Annotated in this window: 18 protein-coding genes and 3 pseudogenes; 5 read left to right on the top strand and 16 right to left on the bottom strand. The window is 70.9% G+C overall.

Annotation, left to right across the window (positions count from 1 at the left end; genetic code table 11):
• Positions 1-423: 423 nt before the first annotated feature.
• The 12 genes and pseudogenes from QMQ26_RS10840 to QMQ26_RS10785 form a co-directional block, all read right to left on the bottom strand.
• Positions 424-1,641, bottom strand: a pseudogene (locus QMQ26_RS10840) (tyrosine-type recombinase/integrase); the annotation flags it as partial.
• Complete coding sequence (locus QMQ26_RS10835; RefSeq protein ID WP_282205568.1) at positions 1,641-1,844, bottom strand: helix-turn-helix transcriptional regulator; 204 nt, start codon at positions 1,842-1,844, stop codon at positions 1,641-1,643. The gene QMQ26_RS10835 and the pseudogene QMQ26_RS10840, both read right to left, overlap by 1 nt.
• Complete coding sequence (gene repSA, locus QMQ26_RS10830) at positions 1,835-3,247, bottom strand: replication initiator protein RepSA (RefSeq protein ID WP_282205567.1); 1,413 nt, start codon at positions 3,245-3,247, stop codon at positions 1,835-1,837. The genes QMQ26_RS10835 and repSA overlap by 10 nt, the downstream gene beginning before the upstream one ends.
• Before the next feature lie 74 nt (positions 3,248-3,321).
• The gene (locus QMQ26_RS10825; protein WP_282205566.1) at positions 3,322-3,504 is read right to left on the bottom strand and encodes a hypothetical protein; all 183 of its coding nucleotides are present in this window, start codon (positions 3,502-3,504) and stop codon (positions 3,322-3,324) included.
• Positions 3,505-3,605: 101 nt separating this feature from the next.
• Positions 3,606-4,145, bottom strand: a complete 540-nt coding sequence (locus tag QMQ26_RS10820; protein ID WP_282205565.1) for a GGDEF domain-containing protein — start codon at positions 4,143-4,145, stop codon at positions 3,606-3,608.
• A gap of 77 nt (positions 4,146-4,222) precedes the next feature.
• Complete coding sequence (locus QMQ26_RS10815) at positions 4,223-4,759, bottom strand: DUF6197 family protein (RefSeq protein WP_282205564.1); 537 nt, start codon at positions 4,757-4,759, stop codon at positions 4,223-4,225.
• Positions 4,760-4,772: 13 nt separating this feature from the next.
• Positions 4,773-4,970, bottom strand: coding sequence for a hypothetical protein (locus QMQ26_RS10810; RefSeq protein ID WP_030919755.1), 198 nt, complete (start codon positions 4,968-4,970; stop codon positions 4,773-4,775).
• Between the two features lie 13 nt (positions 4,971-4,983).
• Complete coding sequence (locus QMQ26_RS10805; protein ID WP_282205563.1) at positions 4,984-5,175, bottom strand: mobile element transfer protein; 192 nt, start codon at positions 5,173-5,175, stop codon at positions 4,984-4,986.
• 10 nt (positions 5,176-5,185) lie between these two features.
• Positions 5,186-5,872 carry a DUF2637 domain-containing protein gene (locus tag QMQ26_RS10800; protein WP_282205562.1) on the bottom strand — a complete coding sequence of 229 codons (687 nt, stop codon included), beginning with the start codon at positions 5,870-5,872 and terminating at the stop codon, positions 5,186-5,188.
• Between the two features lie 97 nt (positions 5,873-5,969).
• Positions 5,970-7,357 (bottom strand): annotated as a pseudogene (locus QMQ26_RS10795) (FtsK/SpoIIIE domain-containing protein).
• Positions 7,358-7,361: 4 nt separating this feature from the next.
• Positions 7,362-7,703, bottom strand: a complete 342-nt coding sequence (locus QMQ26_RS10790) for an SCO3933 family regulatory protein (protein WP_282205561.1) — start codon at positions 7,701-7,703, stop codon at positions 7,362-7,364.
• A gap of 137 nt (positions 7,704-7,840) precedes the next feature.
• A complete protein-coding gene (locus QMQ26_RS10785; RefSeq protein WP_282205560.1) occupies positions 7,841-8,623 on the bottom strand; it encodes a GntR family transcriptional regulator in 783 nt (260 codons plus the stop codon).
• Between the two features lie 17 nt (positions 8,624-8,640).
• On the opposite strand from QMQ26_RS10785, the gene QMQ26_RS10780 reads away from it, so the two are divergent.
• Complete coding sequence (locus QMQ26_RS10780; RefSeq protein ID WP_282206489.1) at positions 8,641-9,123, top strand: NUDIX hydrolase; 483 nt, start codon at positions 8,641-8,643, stop codon at positions 9,121-9,123.
• A 481-nt stretch (positions 9,124-9,604) separates the two neighbouring features.
• On the opposite strand, the gene QMQ26_RS10775 is transcribed toward QMQ26_RS10780, so the two are convergent.
• On the bottom strand, positions 9,605-10,246 hold the full coding sequence (locus QMQ26_RS10775) for an MAE_28990/MAE_18760 family HEPN-like nuclease (RefSeq protein ID WP_282205559.1): 642 nt from the start codon (positions 10,244-10,246) through the stop codon (positions 9,605-9,607).
• A gap of 15 nt (positions 10,247-10,261) precedes the next feature.
• On the bottom strand, positions 10,262-11,365 hold the full coding sequence (locus tag QMQ26_RS10770) for a DUF262 domain-containing protein (protein ID WP_282205558.1): 1,104 nt from the start codon (positions 11,363-11,365) through the stop codon (positions 10,262-10,264).
• 693 nt (positions 11,366-12,058) lie between these two features.
• On the opposite strand from QMQ26_RS10770, the pseudogene QMQ26_RS10765 reads away from it, so the two are divergent.
• The 3 genes and pseudogenes from QMQ26_RS10765 to QMQ26_RS10755 form a co-directional block, all read left to right on the top strand.
• Positions 12,059-12,142, top strand: a pseudogene (locus QMQ26_RS10765) (glutamine synthetase); the annotation flags it as partial.
• A gap of 148 nt (positions 12,143-12,290) precedes the next feature.
• The gene (locus tag QMQ26_RS10760; protein ID WP_282205556.1) at positions 12,291-12,512 is read left to right on the top strand and encodes a hypothetical protein; all 222 of its coding nucleotides are present in this window, start codon (positions 12,291-12,293) and stop codon (positions 12,510-12,512) included.
• Positions 12,512-12,712 carry a hypothetical protein gene (locus QMQ26_RS10755; protein ID WP_282205555.1) on the top strand — a complete coding sequence of 67 codons (201 nt, stop codon included), beginning with the start codon at positions 12,512-12,514 and terminating at the stop codon, positions 12,710-12,712. Before QMQ26_RS10760 ends, QMQ26_RS10755 begins: the two co-directional genes overlap by 1 nt.
• Positions 12,713-12,836: 124 nt before the next feature.
• Here the strand turns inward: QMQ26_RS10755 and QMQ26_RS10750 are convergent, their stop codons facing one another.
• Positions 12,837-14,054: an acyltransferase family protein gene (locus QMQ26_RS10750; protein WP_282205554.1), complete on the bottom strand. Its 1,218-nt coding sequence runs from the start codon at positions 14,052-14,054 to the stop codon at positions 12,837-12,839.
• 165 nt (positions 14,055-14,219) lie between these two features.
• Between QMQ26_RS10750 and QMQ26_RS10745 the strand changes: the two genes are divergently transcribed.
• Positions 14,220-17,282, top strand: a complete 3,063-nt coding sequence (locus QMQ26_RS10745) for a bifunctional [glutamine synthetase] adenylyltransferase/[glutamine synthetase]-adenylyl-L-tyrosine phosphorylase (protein ID WP_282205553.1) — start codon at positions 14,220-14,222, stop codon at positions 17,280-17,282.
• An 83-nt stretch (positions 17,283-17,365) separates the two neighbouring features.
• On the opposite strand, the gene QMQ26_RS10740 is transcribed toward QMQ26_RS10745, so the two are convergent.
• Complete coding sequence (locus QMQ26_RS10740) at positions 17,366-18,316, bottom strand: phosphatase PAP2 family protein (protein WP_282205552.1); 951 nt, start codon at positions 18,314-18,316, stop codon at positions 17,366-17,368.
• Between the last annotated feature and the right edge of the window lie 26 nt (positions 18,317-18,342).

Genomic DNA, 18,342 nt, shown 5'->3' with positions numbered 1-18,342 from the left:
CTCCCTTTCTGGGCCGTCAGCTCCTCAGATCGGGGGCAGCGCGGGCGCTCCCCACGGCTCGGGCTGCGGCCGCGCCAGCACCACCCGGCCCAGCACGAAGTGCTCACGCTCGGCCGGGCCGTAACGGTCGCTCAAGTCCTCGACGCTGAGCACGTCCAGGCCCTGCTGCTCGCAGTGCATCGTGAGCCACTGCCGGGCGAACCACGTCGCCCCGGGCTGGTCGGGCGCGGGGGAGATCTCGACCCGGCCGAGCACCGGTCCGCCGGCCGACTCCTGAACCCCCACCACCCACCGGTCGCCGTACCGGCCGCCGTGCAGGTGGACCACCGCGATCCCGTCGCGGAACAGCCGCTCCGGGAGGTCGAGCGTGGTGGACGCCACCTGCTGGAGCAGCAGGCCCGCGTACAGGCCCAGCAGATCGGGCTGAAACGCCTGGTCCAGCCGGTCGCGTGAACGGTCCGCGGCCTCCTGGATCAGGTGGGTGTAGACGCGCAGGGTGAAGCCCGGATCGCTGTGGCCCAGGTAGGTGCTCAGCGCCTTCGGGTTCTCGCCGCGGTGCAGCAGCACCGACGCGAAGAAGTGCCGCAGCGCGTGCATGCCGTGCTCCCGGGCCGCCTGCGCCCGCTTGCCGGGCTCGGGCGCGGGGATGACGCCCGCGGCCACCAGGGCGGGCTTCCAGGCGTAGGTGTTGAAGTCGCTGCGGCGGACCGGCGAGCCGTCCTCCTTGGTGAACGCCAGCAGCTTCGTCACCATGCGCCCGTCGGGCCGCATCCACGGCAGCGTGACCGCGACGGGCGGGTACTCCGCCAGGTGGCTCTGCAGGGCCCGGCCGGTGGCCGGTGCCATCGGGGTGTCCCGCTCCTTCTCCCGCTTTGGCGGTGCGAACACCAGGTGCCCGCCGATGTCCTTGATCTGGCAGGTGACGTGCACCCAGCCGGTGGCGAAGTCAATCTCATCGACCGGCAGGCCGAAGATCTCCCCCTGCCGCAGGCCGCAGCCGCCGCCCACGTCCACCATCCCCTGGTACCGGCCGGGCAGGGCAGCGCGCACCGCACCCACCCGCTCCTCCGTCCAGGGGCGGACCCTGCCCCGGGCCGCGCTGGGCTTGGTGACAGAACGGGAGCGGCACGGGTTCGTGGTCAGAATCCGGTCCTCGACCGCGGCGGTGAAGATGGCCGAGACGCTGGTGAAGATGACGCGCCGGTAGGAGGACGCCGGCACCGCCTTCTCCAGCGCGGACAGCCAGTCGCGGATGTGCGAGGGCTGGAAGGAGTCCATCGGCCGCGGGCCCAGGTACGGGATCGCGTGCAGGTTGATCTGGCTCCGCACTGACGCCTGCGTGGTGCCGCTGGTGAGCTGGTTCTCCAACCACCGCTCGGCGTACTGCCGGAAGGTGGTCCGGGCGGCCTTCGGGTCGATGTACTGGCCCCGGGACATGTCCGCCTCGATCCGGACCAGCCACTCGTCCGCCTTGCGCTTCTGGCGGTCGGGGAAGCTCTTGGACTTCTCGGTGCCGTCCGGGCCGACGTAGCGGGCCCGGTAGCGCAGGCCGGTGCCGTGCCGATCGGACTTGACGCGCCGCGGCTTGCCCTCGGGGCCGGGCTCGGTCTTGAACCAGCGGTCCTGGATGTGTCCGGCCATCAGGCAGCCACCTCCTCGCTCAGGGTCTCGATCCAGGCGTGCACCTTGGCCGGGTCGTAGCGCAGGTGCCGGCCGACGCGGAAGCCGGGCGGACCGGTGCGCTTGCGCCGCCACTGGTAGACGGTCTCCACCGGAATGCCTAGAAGCCCGGCCAGGTCGATGGGGGTCAGGTAGCGATCGGGCAGTGCCCCCCTCACAGCCATGTGTCGTTCTCCTCCCACGCGAGTTGCGCGTGCAGTTCCTGTCGGTCGGTGGTGCGGCGTTCGTGCAGCTCGGCGGCGATCGAGGCGGCGAGCATGGATTCGCCGGGGGAGTTGCCTGCTCCGGCGAAGGACCAGTGGGCGACGACCAGGGTTTCGGCGTCGGCCAGGTCGTCGAGGTCCGGAAGGCCGGCGGCGAGGAGGCGTGCGCGGAGGTCGGCGCGGGCCTGCTCGGCGCGGAAGTCTGCGCGGACCTGGCGGAGCGCGCCGAGGGTGGTCGAGTAGCCGGGCGACTTGGACGAGAAGTGGCCGCGGAAGCCGAGCATGTGCGACCAGTGCGCGAGCAGCCGTTGCGGGTAGAGCGAGTCGAGGTCCCAGCAGGCTTCGATCAGGCGGCGGGTGTGGTCCGGCAGGTCGTGCCGGTCGAGTTCGTGGCGCTCCAGGACGCGGCGGTCCATGGTCTCGGTGGTCTCGGCGCTCTTGGTGGCGTACTTGGCCACGTACGAGGCGACGGCCTGTTCGCTGATCTCGCCGGAGCCGAACGCGCCGATGGGCCGGACGTCGAGTTGCTTGCCCCAGCGCAGCACCCGGGCAGGCAGGTCACCGGCGGCGGCCAGGGGGACGCCGACGCGGCGGGCGGCGGCCCGGATGGCGTCGTCCAGCAGCGGGACAGTGGCCCAGGAGGGCGGGGCGGTGTCGGCGCCATCGGGCCCGTCGAGGCGGATCACGGCGTGGAAGTGGACCGCGCCCCGGCGCTGGTACTCGGCAACCTTTCCGAACGAGACCTTGGCCGTCTCGCGGAACTCACGCAGTGTCAGGCCGGCGCGGCGGGCGACTTCGCGGCGCAGGTAGATGGTGAAGCGCCGCCACAGGTCGGGGGCGTGGTTGTTCCAGAGCACGGCGTGCGCGTAGTCGTATGTGTCCGGGTCGAGCGGGCTGCCGAGGAGGGGCGAGCTTGCCAGGTGGGCGGTGCCGCAGCGGCAGTGACCATGGTCAGGCCGGTTGTGGACGGGGCCGAACGAGGGGGCGGTGAGGGTCGCGAAGACGCGGGGGTGTGAGCGCACCGTCTCCGGGACGCCCTTGGTGTCGTCACCCGCGAGCCCGGCGCGGATCAGGTGGTAGGTGTCGGCCGAGTAGGTGCGGGCGCAGGCGGGGCAGCGGGAGGCACGGCGGTTGCCGCACGCGACCTTGAGCCGGTGGCCGGGCTCTTGGTCGGTCGAGTAGCGGTGCCACACCGCCTTCGTGGGGGCGTGCAGGAGGGTGCGGAAGCCCTTGAGGTGGATCGGGTTGGCGCACCCGCCGGTCCGGCGGATCTGGTCTTCGAGCCGGGGCAGGTCGCCGCGGGCGGCGAGCCGGGCGAGGTCGAGGAGAGCGAGGTCGGGTCGCTCGGTGAGCTGGTTCTTCACGGGCACCTCCCTTGACGGGGAAGGCCCGGGGCCTGCGGAGTGTGTCAGCCCCGGGCGCGGGTCGGTGGGGCTGGTCAGCTCTGGACGGCGGTGAGCGCGGCGCGGCGGACGGTGCCGCTGCCCTGGCAGGCCGGGCAGGTGACCGGGGCGGTGGTGCGGCTGCCGTCCGGGCGGCGGGTGCCGGTGGCGATGGCGACGCGGGGGAAGCCGTCGCAGTTCGGGCAGATGCGGCCCTGGGCATGGCGGGGCTGGGTCATGATGGTGGTCTCCTTCGCGGACTTCGGTTCGGGGAAGGTTGAGGTCCCCGGCACGACGGGATGCTTGGCGGCTTGCTGCCGTGCCGGGGACCGGTTCGTTTTCAGCGGCGGCGCGCGGTACGGGCGCCGGGCTTGGCGGCGTACATCTGGCGGTCGGCCGCCGAGAGCGCTTCGGTGAGCAGCAGCGTGGCCGGGTGCGAGGTACCGACGGACGCGCCGACGGCCAGCAACTGCGTGCCGTACGGGACCGGGTGGTGGAGCAGGCCGCGCAGGTCGGGGACGCGGTGTTCGGCATCCAGGACGACGGCGGCGAACTCGTCTCCGCCGAGGCGGGCGGCGATGCCGTCGGTGCCGCACCAGGTGGCGAGGCGGTGGGCGGTGGCGGTGAGTACGGCGTCTCCGGCGGCGTGGCCGTGGGTGTCGTTGACGGCCTTGAAGTCGTCCAGGTCGATCAGCAGGACGGTGGTGCGCTCGGGGTGGCGGCGGATGAGGCGTTCGGCGCGGGTGGTGAAGCCGTCGCGGGTGAGTAGCCCGGTCAGCGGGTCGCGGCGGGCGGTGGCCAGGCGGCGGGCGAGGACGGTGCTGTGGGTGGTCCAGCCGAGCAGGGGCACACCGGCGGCGAGGAGCGGGGCGAGTTCCATGGCGGTCCTTCCGGAGCGGGTCGAGGTCTCCGGGGCGGCGGGATGCTTGGCGGCTTGCTGCCGTCCCGGGGACCGGTTCAGATGCCGAGGGAGAGGGCGCGGGCGGAGGCCCGGTCGAGCAGGTGGTGCACGTCGGCCTGGCGGGTGCCGGAGGCGTCGTTGAAGGCGTCCGGGGAGGCGACGGGCCGTCCGGTGGTGTGCAGGACTTCCATGACCTGGGTGCGGGCCCGGCGGACGGTGTACGGGGTGCCGTAGCCGTTGAGCAGGACGGCGGCTTGGGCGCCGAGGAGGCAGACGCGGCCGGCGGAGTCCCATAGGGCACCCTGTACCCAGCCGACTTCGGCGAGGTAGCGGGAGGTCAACCGCAGGTGGTCCGCGACGGTGACGGCGACCGGGCGAGCCGGGCGGTGTGCGAGCCGGTCCAGTACGGACAGCCGCGGCTGTGGGAAGCCCGCGTTCCACCGCTGGACCGTGCTGCCGTAGTTGCAGATCAACGGCATGACCGCGCGGGCCTGGACAGGCAGCGTGGCGAGGTACGCCTCAATCTCCGCGACCAGGGCCGAGCCTTCGGGAGTGAGCGACAGCGAGTCCGGCAGCAGGAGGGTGGCGTTCACGGTCGGCCCCCGGTCACTTCTGCTGGGTGGTGTTGATGACGTCGACGCCGGAGCGGGTGGTGCCGTCGATGACCGGAGCGAGGAAGGTGTTCGCCAGGTAGAAGCCGAACAGGCCGATCACGACGGCGACCCAGATACGGATGTTGAGGAAGCGGACGACGGCCCAGGCACCGACGCCGAGGACGAACACGAGCGGAAGGGTGACGTTCATGGCGGTTCTCCTGTCAGCGGACGGTGCAGCGGTGGGTGCGGGCGGCGATCTCGGCGGCGGGGCGGCTGTCGTAGTCGGCGGAGAAGCCGCAGCGCGGGGCGGTGCAGGCGGCGGTGTGCTTCTCGCGGCCACGGTTGTCGAAGTAGGTGCCGACCTGGACGGGGCCGATGCGCATCACGTTGCGCAGGCGGATCGGGCGGGGCATGGGTGACCTCTCAGGTGAGCTGGGCGGCGATGGCGGTGGCGAAGTGCGGTGGGACGCCGAGCCGGACGCGCAGGGTCTCGGTGTCGATCGGCTCGCCGGTCCGGGCCCGGTGGTCGTCGGCGACCTTGCGGGCGTGGTCGACCAGCGCGGCCGGGACGGCGACGGCGGGTGTGGGTGCCGGGGCGGGAGCGGCCGGCAGAGCGGCGGGGGCCGGAGGTGCTTCGACGGCTTCGGGCTCGGGTTCGGCGTCCGGAAGATCGGTCGGCAGATCGGGCTCGTACACCGGCAAGTCGACTTCTTCGGGGGTGAGTTCGGGCTCTGTCGCCGTGCTGTTCCCGTGGGCGAGCAGGGTGCCGCCGAAGAACGCGAGAGCGGGCCAACCGGCGACCAGGATGCGGAGCCAGGCCGGGACGTCGGTGAGGTCGAGCAGTCCGGCGGTGGCGACGTTCGCGCCGAGCGAGGCAGCGAGCGCGATCCCAAACCAGGTCCAGGCCGAACCCACCGGCTCCCCGGCGGACTTGAGGTGGCGCATCCGCCGCCAGGCCGCGACCAGCAGCAGGTCGACGGAGACGGGGTACGCCCACGCCTTCCAGTCGTGCTGGCCGGCGGCTTCGGCGACGTCGTGCAGATGGGCGAAGGACAGCGCACCGGCGATGGCGGCTTGGATGAGTACGGCGTCCGGGCGCGGGAGACGCATCGTCCTTTCCTCCGTTTGCAGTTGGGCCCGGATTCGGGCATGGCGAGGGTAGGGATCTGGCGCGGAGCGGTCGCGCCGACCGTGGGATGCAGGTGTGTTACTCGGTGACCGGCGAAGCCGAGAAGCGCGGCGGGAAGGACGGCTTCGGCGGGACGACAGCCGTGGGTGGAACGTAGGGGCGGAACCGTTCCAACTGGTCGATCACGGGTGCGCGGTGGGCGTTCGCCCGGCAGATGGCGGCTGCTTCGGCGAGCGTCAGGTGCGGGGTCCGGATGCGAGACCAGCCGCCGGAGGAGTCACCGGCCACCGCGACGCCGGGCAGGTCCGGCGGGATCTGGGTGGCGGCGAAGACGGCGTCCGGCGAGACGTCGCCGAGCCCCATCTCGGCGGTGGCCTTGTCGTTGACGCGGTGCACGACCCGGCCGGTGAGCTGGGCCCGGAGCATGGTCGCCCCCTTGCCCAGCTCGGCCCCGAAGCGCTGGCCGCAGGCTTCGACGTACATGTGCGCGGCCCGGCCGAGCTGGGCGAGGCGGATCAGCTGGGTGACCATTCGGTCCCGCCGTTCCTCGTCCTTGCGGCTGGCGACCAGGAACAGCTCGGCCACCTCGTCCACCAGCAGGACGACCGGTACCGGCCGGAGTTTGGCCGGCAGGCCCCAGACGTCCGAGGTGATGTCCTCGGTCGGGATCGCAGAGGGGATGCTCTGATGGGCGCGGATCAGGTCGTAGCGCTGCTCCATCAGCTCAACGAGGTTGTCCAGGAGGTCACTTGCCAGCACTGGGTCGGTCGCCAGCGCCGTCAGCCGGGAGGCGAACGGGGCCTGTTCGACGCCGCGCTTGCAGTCGATGCCGACCAACGCGGCTTCGGTGCGGGCGAGTTGGGCGACCAGGTTTCGCAGGTACATCGACTTGCCGGACAGTGTGGCCCCGAGCGTCAGCGCGTGCGGCACCGCCCGGTAGTCGCGGACGAAGGCCGTGCCGTCCTCGCGCAGGGCGACGGGGACGACCAGCTCACCGGTCAGCGGGGTGCGCGGCATCCGCACCTTGCGGAGCACGTCGTACCCGGTCATCCGCAGTTCGACGACGCCGGGCTTGACCACCGCGACGTGAACGCTGTGGACGCCCCAGGCGTGCCGCAGCCGCTCGGCCGAAGCCAGCAGGTCCGCCGGTTCCTGGCCGGGAGCCAGCCGCAGCCTGACCTTGAGACCGGTGGTCGTCGGCCGGATGCGGCGAATCCGGGGCGGCACCGGCCGGATCTCCCGCCGGGTGGTCGCCCGGGTGATGGCGATCCGCAGCGGGGACGGGGCGACGGTCAGGCCACAGGCGTCCATGGTGCTGCCGTACGTCACGGAGAAGCGCGTCGTGGCGATCGGGAGGCCGATGGCCGACCAGTACAGCGCCGGAGCCTTGACCCGGGCGTACGCGGCCCCGCCCCGAGAGCGGCGAGCGGGACGCCCACCTCAGCAAGTGCCAGAGCTCCCGACACGACGTCAGCCCTGAACCGGGACGAGCGAGGTGACGGCCGCCGCGCGGAACGAGATCCCGTGCCGCTTCTGCCCGTTGAACTCGTTCTCCCAGTCCCGCGCCTTGAGACCGGTGAGGGCAACTGGCATCCCGACCGCCAGCGACTCCGACAGGCCGGCCTCCGGCACCGAGACGGTGTAGAGGTTCGCCTCGCCCTCGTCGGCGATGGTCAGCCCGACCGTCATCATCTTCGCGCCGGTCTCCCGGTCGACGGCGATCTCGCCGGTCTGCCGGTTCACGACCTTCGGGGCGGGCGGGACGGCGACGAACACGAAGGCGGTGGAGGTGTCGACCTTGAACACAGCCATGGCTGCATCTCCTCTATATGAGGTGACCTCCTGCACTCATGTACAGGAGTTACGAGTAGAAGAGTGCCCGACTCCTGTACATAAGTAAACCCGCCGCGAGAAGAAACTCGCGACGGGTTACGGAACTTGAGCTTCCGTCAGTCGGTGGCGGCGAACCGGTAGTCCAGAACGAACTGGTCAGCGGCCATGAGCGTGTCGCAGACCTCCACCACGCGGCCGGTGGTGGTGACGGCCTCCCGCACCAGGTGGATCACCGCCGCACCAGGGCTCAGTGCCAGTGCGGTCGCCTCAGCCTTGGTCGCCAGCCGGGCCCGGACGGTCTCCCCGTACTCGGCAAGCGTGAAGCCGTGGTCCTCCAGCCGCTGGTAGATGCCACCGCCGCCCGGGTTCTCCGCGAACAGCTCCGGGATGTCCTTCGCCACGTCCCATGGCAGGTACGAGGTCGCCTCCTCGGTCGGCACGCCGTCCCGGAAGTACCGGCGCCGCCGGGCGAGGACCTGGGTGCCCGCGGGGACCTGGAGCCGCTCGGCGATGTCGGCCGGCGCTTCGGTCGGCCCGATGAACAGCACCGTGACGGAGGGCTTGCTGCCGGACGCCTCGGTCTCGGCGATGTAGGCCGCCTTGCCCGCCTTGCGGTGGGCCCGCCGGAAGCGGTCGGACGACTTGCGCTGCACCGGGGGACGGGAGCGGACGAAGGAGCCCTTCCCGTGCCGGGTCTCGATGAGCTGCGCCGTCCGCAGCTCGGCGATGGCGTTGCGCACGGTGCCCGAGGCCACCCCGTAACGCTCCATCAGGTCGGCTTCACTCGGCACCGAGTCACCCGGACGAAGGGTGCCCGCCTTGATCTCTGCGGCCAGGTCATCGGCGATCTGCAAGTACTTCTTCGCCTTCGCCGACCCCGCCAGCTCACTACTCGCCATAGTCCTTCAGGGCTCCTATTCTCCTGTACATGAGTAACAGCGCCCCGAAGCCGCAGTCAACGCCCCTCCACTCCGTGTCCGTTGCCGGAGCCGTGGTGCGCGAAGACGGCCGGGTGCTGGCGATCCGCCGCGCGGACAACGGCACCTGGGAGCCCCCCGGCGGCGTCCTGGAGCTGACGGAGACCGTCGAGGACGGCGTGCGCCGCGAGATCTACGAGGAGACCGGCCTCAAGGTCGGCGTCGAACGGCTCACCGGCGTCTACAAGAACGTCACCCGCGGCGTGGTCGCCCTGGTCTTCCGGTGCCACCTCGAAGGCGGGAACGAGCAGCTGTCCGACGAGTCCACCGCGATCGAGTGGCTGACCCCGGCCGAGGTCTCCGACCGCATGGCCGAGGTGTTCGCCGTCCGCGTCCTGGACGCGCTCAACGACGAGGTGGCCCCGAGCATCCGCACCCACGACGGCCGACAGTGGCTCACCGAGCATGCAGCAGCAAGCTGATCAGGCCCACCGGCATCGTTAGAACCTAATGGTGGTCACCCATCGGCACGCCCATGCCCTGAGCCAAGTTCCGTCGGGGTGAGTGAGGTGGAGGGATGGGGGGTGTTACGAGTTTCGCTACTTCATCAAGGCGCGCACAGCGCGCCAGCGCGCGGCCCTGGCCGCTCGCCTCCGCTCCTGTCTTCGCCCCGCGCCGGCGGCGGCCCAGCCACGCACACGGCAAGTCCGAGAGCGAGGGCAGAGGCCCCAAACCCGCCGGGGCTGGGGGCGGGCGGCTCCACGGTTTTACCCACCTGCCAGGACCGGGCCCCGCGTCGAGCAAGAACGGGGGGCCACTCGGCCACATTGCGGTCAGGCCCAAAAAGCCCTGACCGAGTCGCAACAGCTTACGGCCCCCCGATCATGCTCGACCCCAGACCGGGCAGGACACCGGCCAAAACCGCTCCACCACCCGCTGGCTGACAGATCTCGAGCCGCAGAATCAAGGTGCGAGGTAGAGCTGATCTCTTGCAGCATCTATAAGTTGCTGCCCGTAGAGATCGATTAGCTCGCGAACGGTCTCTAGGCGTTCTAGCGCTTCGTCGCGACTGAATGGGATCAGCTCGCCGTGGACCACCTGGTTCCTGCTGTGGACTATCTTCTCATCGATGAAAGCTTGTCGCGTTGAGTAGGCGTCAAGATATGGCAGCCCAAGGCCCAGGACTAGGGATTTAAAAACTTCCGATGAAAGGTTGCTCTCGGTATCAACGCACTTCTCTGGAGTCGCAGAGAATATCGCCGACCTATTCACGTCTAGCTCCTCAAGGATTGCCCCGAGGTATCCCAATTTCGGGCTAGCTCCAGCTCTCCTGAGTGAAGAATGGAGATGTGCGGCCTGGAGGCACAGCTTCAGGTCTGTGACTCGGACCTTCTGGCTATTGATGAATTTCACATAAAGCATACTTGCGTTCTTGGAGAAGCCTTCCCAGTGAGCATAGGAAAATGCCACTGAAGCCCGAAATGAGAGCGCCTCCTGGGCCGTGTCTGGATGCTGAGATTTGGCGAGAATGGTAAGTCGAGAAAGCTCTAGCTTTCGCCTGGTGAGATCCTTGTCGATCTTATCGGTAAAGCCCTGGAGGTCCAATGCTTCCGGCCACCCTCACTTCGAGAAGAGCATTCGTCCAAACGGGATGGCCTTCTTCATCCGCTGGTCGCCGCGCAGTCCGGTAGCGTGACCAGCCGAGAATTGCGGGTTGGACCAGAGTTCGCTCTGGCGTGTAGTGATTTCAGAAGGTGATGGAAATTGATCGGGGAAGTGGTGGCCAATTCCCAGCGCAATGGCCTCGAAGGCGGTCAGCGAGAATGATCCTTCAGGCTTCGCCTTTGTGTGGTTCCACCTGCGCAGGATGTCAGGGCCGCCTGCGGATGCGATGGCTTGAAATGTCCTTGTGAACGCCTCTTTCTCCTCTTCGAGTCGCTGATCGGAGAAATCTGCGAAGGCAACCAGTCGAGAGGTCAGGAAGTCGCCAATATTCCTAATAGAGGCCAGGTCTTCGGGTTCAATCGTCCGCAAGAATACAAACCTGAGTGCCAGTTCCATGTGGTAGCGCTCTTCGATGAGCCGAGATGCTAGATCGATCGAACTCTTGAAGTTTTCGTCTGCGGAAATTCCGAGAAGCCATTCAAAGTGCTTCTTGCTCATGCTTACAATCAAGCAGTTGCGCAATTCTTGCTCGGTGGCTACTGTGCCGAATGAGTTCAGTCGCTGGAATAGATCGTACTTCGCCCTGTTGTCGCTCTCCCGCTTGATAATTTTCATATCGACTCGCGCCCTCTTGAAGTCTAGGCGCTGAGTCGGAGAAAGTGAGCTGGGTGCCCCTTGTGTCGGTGAATACGAGCACCCCTCCAGCTGGGTAAGGAAAGGTGCCTCCGAGCAAACCAATGGCTCGTGAAGACCTCCGTCCTCGTTCTTTAGAATCCCCATGAACTGAAAGATGGTCGAGAGGCGCTGAACCCCATCAACGACATCCCATACGCCATTTTCGTTCTGAGCAACAAATACGCTGGGGAGTGGGATTCCCAGCAAAATGCTTTCAATTAGTCGGCTCTTCTGACTTTCCCTCCACCGAAAGATTCGTTGAAACTCAGGATGGATATCTATTTCGCCATCTCGATACAGATTTGAAATTTCCCCGATCGACATTGGGTAAGAATCTGTGGCGATCTGTCGACGATATGAGCTGATCTGATCCTCAAGGGTCATGCGTCTTCCCTTCGGTCACCTGGGGCGGCCTGGCTGATCGACTCGTGCTCGACAGTCATGCCATGCCGTACAGGCTAAAGGTACTCATGTCGCCTGCTGCTTGGTATGGATTGGAGGAGTTGCAATCAGTCTGACCAGTTTGATGGACAGGCGCCTGACAAGCTGTATGCGGGACGCGCCATCTTGAGTAGCACTTGAGTCAGCTCGGCGGCAGCTTGTTGAAGCTCTGCCGCGGCCAAGCTGCGTTGGGTGGCCCGTAGTCGCCGATGGCCATGGCTCAGTCGGGTGGCCGATGTGGGCCAGCGGCCTAGGCGGCGGAGGATATAAGACAACAAGCCCCGCTCTCCCAGGGGCGACAACAGAGTCGTCCCCACGGCAACTTGATCGTAATTGTCCGCCAATGTGCTGTGGCTGCGACCATGCCACAGGCGTGCCAGAACGGGCGGTACGTGGCGGTCAGTTGCGAGCGCTGGCGGTGCGAGGGCCGGGGAGCCGGCAGGGCGGGGAGCTCCCCAGGTCACGCTGGGTGTCGAACGCCTGTCCTTGTAAAGCAGGAGTCCAGCCTCGGGCCGCCTGTGGGCCGTGCGAAGTAGGCCGAGGCTGACCACCGTCGACAGGCGCCGCGGCCTCCCCGCCAGGTCAGGGCAGGTTGGCCAGGTGTAGCTGCAGTTTGGTATGGAGCATCGCCAGAACCTGCGCAACAAGCGCCAGGAGTGGGAGGAGTACCGCTCGGAGGTCACGCCGTTCGAGCTGCGCAAGGTGCTCCAGGTGCTGTAGCAGCCACTGACGCTCCGTCAGGCCCCGGTCCGAGGTGGGTACTCGGCCGGGGCCCCGGCTTTTCACCGGCGGCCGGTTCCGGGTTGTGTACGGGGTGGGGGGGGGGAAAGCAGTCCTCTGGACCGGTGGGCGAGAGGTGGGAGGGCAGATGGAACTGCGGCTGAGGTACGCGCCGGAGGCGGCGAACGCCGGGCGGTTCGCGGCGGACATCGTGGCGTCGGCGGCGCAGGTCAGCGGGGTGCGGTTGGACTACTCGGTGGGGAGCCTCGCGCTGGTCGACGAGATCATCGAGGACTTCCGGGGAGCGGCATCGGCAGCGGGCAGGTCGGGGAGACGCTGTTCGCGTTCGGCTGCTACGTCGGCGAGGTGATGGTCCGCCAGGGCGGGGCGGCCTGGCGGGAGGTGGGCGGGGAGGAGGCGCCGATGTTCGGGTTCCCGCTGGTGGTGCAGTTGCCGAGCGGGCAGGTGTGCAACCCGATCGGGAAGGTGTTCAAGCGGATGGACAACGGGCCGGAGGAGAACCTGCCGTACTTCTACACGGTGTTCGCGCAGCCGTGGCGGCGGGTGTAGCGCGGAGCCCGGGCGGTGGCCGGAAGCGCATTGTCCGGAAGGCCGCGGACTTCGCTGCCGGTCACGTCGTGGCGGTTGCGGAACTGCCGTGCTGCACAAGAGCGTTGCCTCGCGACGGCTCGGCCTACCGCTGTCGCGGTGCGGACGGTGCTTCGGGGGCCTGACGCCCGGTCGATCCGTCGGTGGGGCGGGGGTGCGGCAGGTAGGTGGAGGCGGGCGGGGTCGGGTGGTCGCGGAGGAGGCGTTCCAGGGGGTGTTCGACCCAGTGGTGGAGGGCGGCCGCGAGGGTGAGGGAGGTGGTGAGGAGGAGGAGCCAGGTGGTGGCGGTGGGGAGGCCCGGGGCGGGGTGGCCGTAGTGGTGGAGCCAGGGGCGGAAGGTGATTTCGTGGATCAGGTACCAGGCGAAGGACCAGTCGCCGAGCAGGGTCCAGGGGCGGCGGGTGAGCGGGCCGCCGGGGTGGCGGAGGTCGGCTTGGGCGGCGGCGGTGATCAGGGCGGCGAACAGCGGGGCGGAGAGGAGTTGGGAGGCGATGTAGGGGCTGTGCCAGGCCGGGTCGGGGACGGCGTGGTGCCAGGGGATCAGGGCGAGGTGGAAAACCGCGACCGCGAGGGCGGCGGGGAGCAGCGGCAGGGTGGGCAGGCGGCCGCGGCGCAGGGCCAGGGCGAGGGCGACGCCGAGCAGGAACTGCGGGGTGCGGCTGAGCGGCAGGTAGTCCAGCAGCCAGCTGCGCAGTGATGGGTCGGTGACGGCGGAGCCGGCCAGCCAGAGCAGTGGGCCGCTCGCGCAGCACAGCGCGGCGGTGCGCAGCCCGGGGCGCAGGCGCAGCAGGAGGGGGAGGAGCAGGTAGAACCAGCCCTCGTCGCCGAGTGACCAGCCGGCCGGGTTGCCGCCCATCACGGTGGTGCGGTCCCACGGGTGCAGCAGCGGGAGCGACCACAGGGCGGCGGTCACCGGCACGGCCGCGCCGACCGCGGCGAAGACCGCCAGCGAGGCGCCGGTGGTGAGCGCGTGCAGCGGCCAGATCCGGGCCAGTCGGCGGCGGTAGAAGCGGCGGGCGGGGACGGGGGAGTCGGCGTACGTCCAGGCGAGCACGAAACCGGAGAGCACGAAGAAGAACGTCACGCCCGAACGCCCGTACCAGGCCAGCGGGCTGAGCACCGGGAGGGCGCCGACCTGGCGGGAGAGGTGGTAGCAGACCACCAGCAGCGCGGCGAGGAAGCGCAGCCCGGTGAGCGAGGGCAGCCGGGTGGGGAAGGAGGAGGGGGGAGGGGAAGGGCAGGAGGAGGGGAGCAGGGAGGGGAGGGCGGAGGGAGCGGGGGAGGGGCGGAGGAAGGGTGTCACCCCGTGGCCAACGAGCCGGGTGGCGGGGGTGTCACGGGCGGGCGAGGGGACGGGGCCCGGCCGACGGTGCGTCACGGGGCGCGTGCGGGGCGGGTGGGAACGTACCCTTCGGGCAGGGAGCGGGCCCCGCGGACGGGGTGCGGGTCCTTCGGGCAGGGATCGGGCGTGGGAGGCGGGAGCGCGGTGGAGGAACGGGCCGGGAGCCGGGTCAGCCGGCTGGAGACCCGACTGGTGCGGCGGGGGTTCTCCGACCCCGACCAGGCGGTGCGGCTGCTGGACGAACCGGCGCTGCACGGCCTCGCCGCCGACCCGGTGCTGCTGGACGCGCTGGGCGCCGCCGCCGACCCGGACCAGGCGCTGTTCGGCCTGGCCCGGCTGCTGGAGGCGCTCGACCCGCACGAGCGGCACACCCTGCGCGACACCCTGACCACCTCCAAGCCGCTGCGCGACCGGCTGCTCGGCGTCCTGGGCGCCTCCACCGCGCTCGCCGACCACCTGGCCCGGCACCCCCGGGACTGGCACGCCCTGGTCTCCTTCGAGCTGCGCGACATCCACCCCGGACGCGGCGACTTCCTCGGCGAGCTCACCCGCCGGGTCCGCTCCGAGCCGGACGCCGACCGGGCCGACGCGCTGCGCGCCGCCTACCGGCGCTGCCTGCTCGCGATCGCCGCCCGCGACCTGTCCGGCACCACCGACCTGCCGCAGACCGCCGCCGAACTCGCCGACCTGGCCGGCGCCACCCTGCAGACCGCCCTGGACCTCGCCGCCGAGCAGGACCCGGACGCGTCCGCCGCCTGCCGGCTCGCCGTCATCGGCATGGGCAAGTGCGGCGGCCGGGAACTCAACTACGTCTCCGACGTGGACGTGATCTTCGTCGCCGAGGCCCGCGAGGGCGTCGAGGAGCAGACCGCGACCCGGGCCGCCACCCGGCTCGCCGCGCACGCCATGCGGCTGTGCTCCGACACCACCGGCGAGGGCACCATCTGGCCGGTCGACGCCAACCTGCGCCCCGAGGGCCGCAACGGCCCGCTGGTGCGCACCCTGGCCAGCCACCTCGCCTACTACCAGCGCTGGGCCAAGACCTGGGAGTTCCAGGCCCTGCTGAAGGCCCGCCCGATCGCCGGCGACGCCGAGCTCGGCCGGGCCTACGCCGAGGCCGTCGCCCCGCTGGTGTGGCAGGCCGCCGCCCGGGAGAACTTCGTCACCGACGTGCAGCAGATGCGCCGCCGGGTGGTCGACGCGATCCCGGCCGGCGAGCTCGACCGGCAGCTGAAGCTCGGCCCCGGCGGCCTGCGCGACGTCGAGTTCGCCGTCCAGCTGCTGCAACTCGTGCACGGCCGCACCGACGAGTCGCTGCGCAGCGGCAACACCCTGGAGGCGCTGGCCGCGCTCAGCGACGGCGGCTACGTCGGCCGGGCCGACGCCGCCTCGCTGGACGCCGCCTACCGCTTCCTGCGCGCCCTCGAACACCGCATCCAGTTGCAGCGGCTGCGCCGCACCCACCTGATGCCCACCGACCCGGCCGACCTGCGCCGGCTGGCCCGCACCATGGCCCCGCAGCTCGGCGGGGACGCCAAGGGCGACCCGGTGGCCGCCCTCCAGCGGGAGTGGAAGCGGCACGCGGTGGAGGTGCGGCGGCTGCACGAGCGGCTGTTCTACCGGCCGCTGCTGGACGCCGTCGCCGAGCTGCCGGTGGCCGAACTGCGGGTCACCGGCTCCGGCGCGGCCGGGCTCAGCACCGAGGCCGCCAAGCAGCGGCTGGCCGCCCTGGGCTACGCCGACCCGGCCGCCGCGCTGCGGCACATCTCCGCGCTGGCCTCCGGGGTCAGCCGCAAGGCCGCCATCCAGCGCACCCTGCTGCCGGTGCTGCTCGGCTGGTTCGCCGACTCCGCCGACCCCGACGCCGGGCTGCTCAACTTCCGCCAGGTCTCCGACGCGCTCGGCCGCACCCCCTGGTACCTGCGGCTGCTGCGCGACGAGGGCGCCGCCGCCGAACAGCTCGCCCGGGTGCTGTCCGCCGGCCGGCTCGCCCCCGACCTGCTGCTGCGCGCCCCCGAGGCGGTCGCCATGCTGGGCGACGCGGGCGGCCTGCTGCCGCGCGGCCGGGCCGCCCTGGAGGCGGAGGTGCTGGCCGCCGTCGGCCGGGCCGGGACCCCGGCCGCCGCGGTCTCCGCCGTCCGGGCCGTCCGGCGCCGCGAGCTGTTCCGGACCGCCGCCGCCGACGTGCTGGGCCGGCTCGACGAGGACCCGGCCCGCGCCCTGGACCTCACCGGCGAGGCGCTCACCGCGATCACCGCCGCCACCCTCCAGGGCGCGCTGCGGGCCGCCGCCGACGGCTGGGCGGCCCGCAACGGCGAGCTGCCCACCCGGATCGCGATCGTCGCGATGGGCCGGTTCGGCGGCCACGAACTCGGCTACGGCTCGGACGCGGACGTCCTCTTCGTCCACGAACCACGGGCCGGCGCCGGCGACGAGGAGGCCGCCCGGGCCGCCCGCGAGGTGATCGGCGAACTGCGCACCCTGCTGGCCGCCCCGTCCGTCGAACCCCCGCTGCTGGTCGACGCCGACCTGCGCCCCGAGGGCCGCAACGGGCCGCTGACCCGCACCCTGGCCTCCTACGCCGCGTACTACGCGCGCTGGTCGCACGCCTGGGAGAGCCAGGCGCTGCTGCGGGCCGAGCCGATGGCCGGGGACGCCGGGCTCGGCGAGCGCTTCCGGGAGCTGGTCGACCCGCTGCGCTACCCCGCGGCGGGCGTCCCGGACCGGGACGTGGTGGAGATCCGCCGGATCAAGGCCCGGATCGAGACCGAGCGGCTGCCGCGCGGCGCCGACCCCACCACCCACACCAAGATCGGCCGCGGCGGGCTGGCGGACGTCGAGTGGACGGTGCAGCTGCTCCAGCTCCGGCACGGCCACGCGGTGCCGGAGCTGCGCACCACCCGGACTAGGGCGGCGCTTGCCGCCGCGGCCGGGGCGGGCCTGGTCGACCGGGAGGACGCGCAGGTGCTGGACGCCGCCTGGGTGCTGGCCTCCCGGGTCCGGGCCGCGGTCGTGCTGGTGCGCGGCCGGGCCGGGGACAGCTTCCCCGGGGACGCCCGGGAGCTGGCGGGCGTGGCCCGCTACCTCGGCTACGGGGTGGGGCACTCGGGGGAGCTGGTGGACGAGTACCGGCGGACGACGCGGCGGGCCCGCCGGGTGGTGGAGCGGCTGTTCTACGGCGGGGAGTAGGGCGCCCGGTCCGGGGCCCCGCGCGGTTGCCCGCGCCTGCGCCTGCGCCCCCGGTCCCGGGTCTCCCGGGCGGGGGCGCGGTGCTACGCGTCGACCTTGGTGTCCCACTGGACGGGGACGGTCAGTTCCCGGTCGGCCGGCCCGCCGGTGCGGCGGGGGAGGCGGTAGACCCAGGTGTGGTAGACCAGGCGGGCCGCCAGGAAGCCGACGGCCAGGCAGACCAGGCCGCCGACCGCGTCCAGCCAGAAGTGGTTGGCGGTGGAGACGATCACGCTGAGGGTGACCACGGGGTAGGCCAGGCCGAGGGCGCGGACCCAGGTGCGGCGGGCCAGGAAGAAGATGGTCAGGCCGCACCAGGTGGACCAGCCGATGTGCATGGAGGGCATCGCGGCGAACTGGTTGGAGACCGTCGCCCCGGCGCCGGAGGCCAGCGAGCCCCAGGTGTGGTGGACGCTGACGGTGTCGACGAAGCCGCCGCCGGCCATCAGCCGGGGCGGGGCCAGCGGGAAGCAGTAGAAGCCGACCAGCGCGATGCCGGTGGTGACGAACAGCACCGTCCGGGAGGCCGCGTAGCGGCCGGGGTGGGAGCGGTAGAGCCAGACCAGCACGCCGATGGTGACGATGAAGTGCAGGGTGGCGTAGTAGTAGTTCATCCCGACGATGAGCCAGGTCACCGAGTTCACGCCGTGGTTGACGGAGCGCTCGACGGCGATGCCGAGGGTGTGCTCCAGGTGCCAGACCCAGGTGGCGTGCTTCTGGGCGATCTCGGCCTGCTCGGGGACGGCGTTGCGGACCAGCGAGTACAGCCAGTAACTGAGGCCGATCAGGGCGAGTTCGAAGAGCAGGCGCGGACGGCGCGGTGTGCGGCGCTGCTCGCGCAGGCGGTTGCGGACGGCGGCGGTCGGCGACTGGGCGACGCGGGTGGCTCCGCCGGGCGTACGGGCGGTGTGGGCCGCGCCCGGGTCGGAACCGCCGTGCGTGGTCCGGTCGGCACGTTCGGTGCCGGCTGTGTGGATCTCGGTCGGTTCCCCCATGGACGAGAAGTCTGCCAGACCGGCTG

It is taken from the genome of Kitasatospora fiedleri (genome assembly GCF_948472415.1).
Taxonomy (GTDB): domain Bacteria; phylum Actinomycetota; class Actinomycetes; order Streptomycetales; family Streptomycetaceae; genus Kitasatospora; species Kitasatospora fiedleri.
Note: the sequence above shows the minus strand (reverse complement) of the source record. Positions and strands in the feature narration are given on the sequence as shown.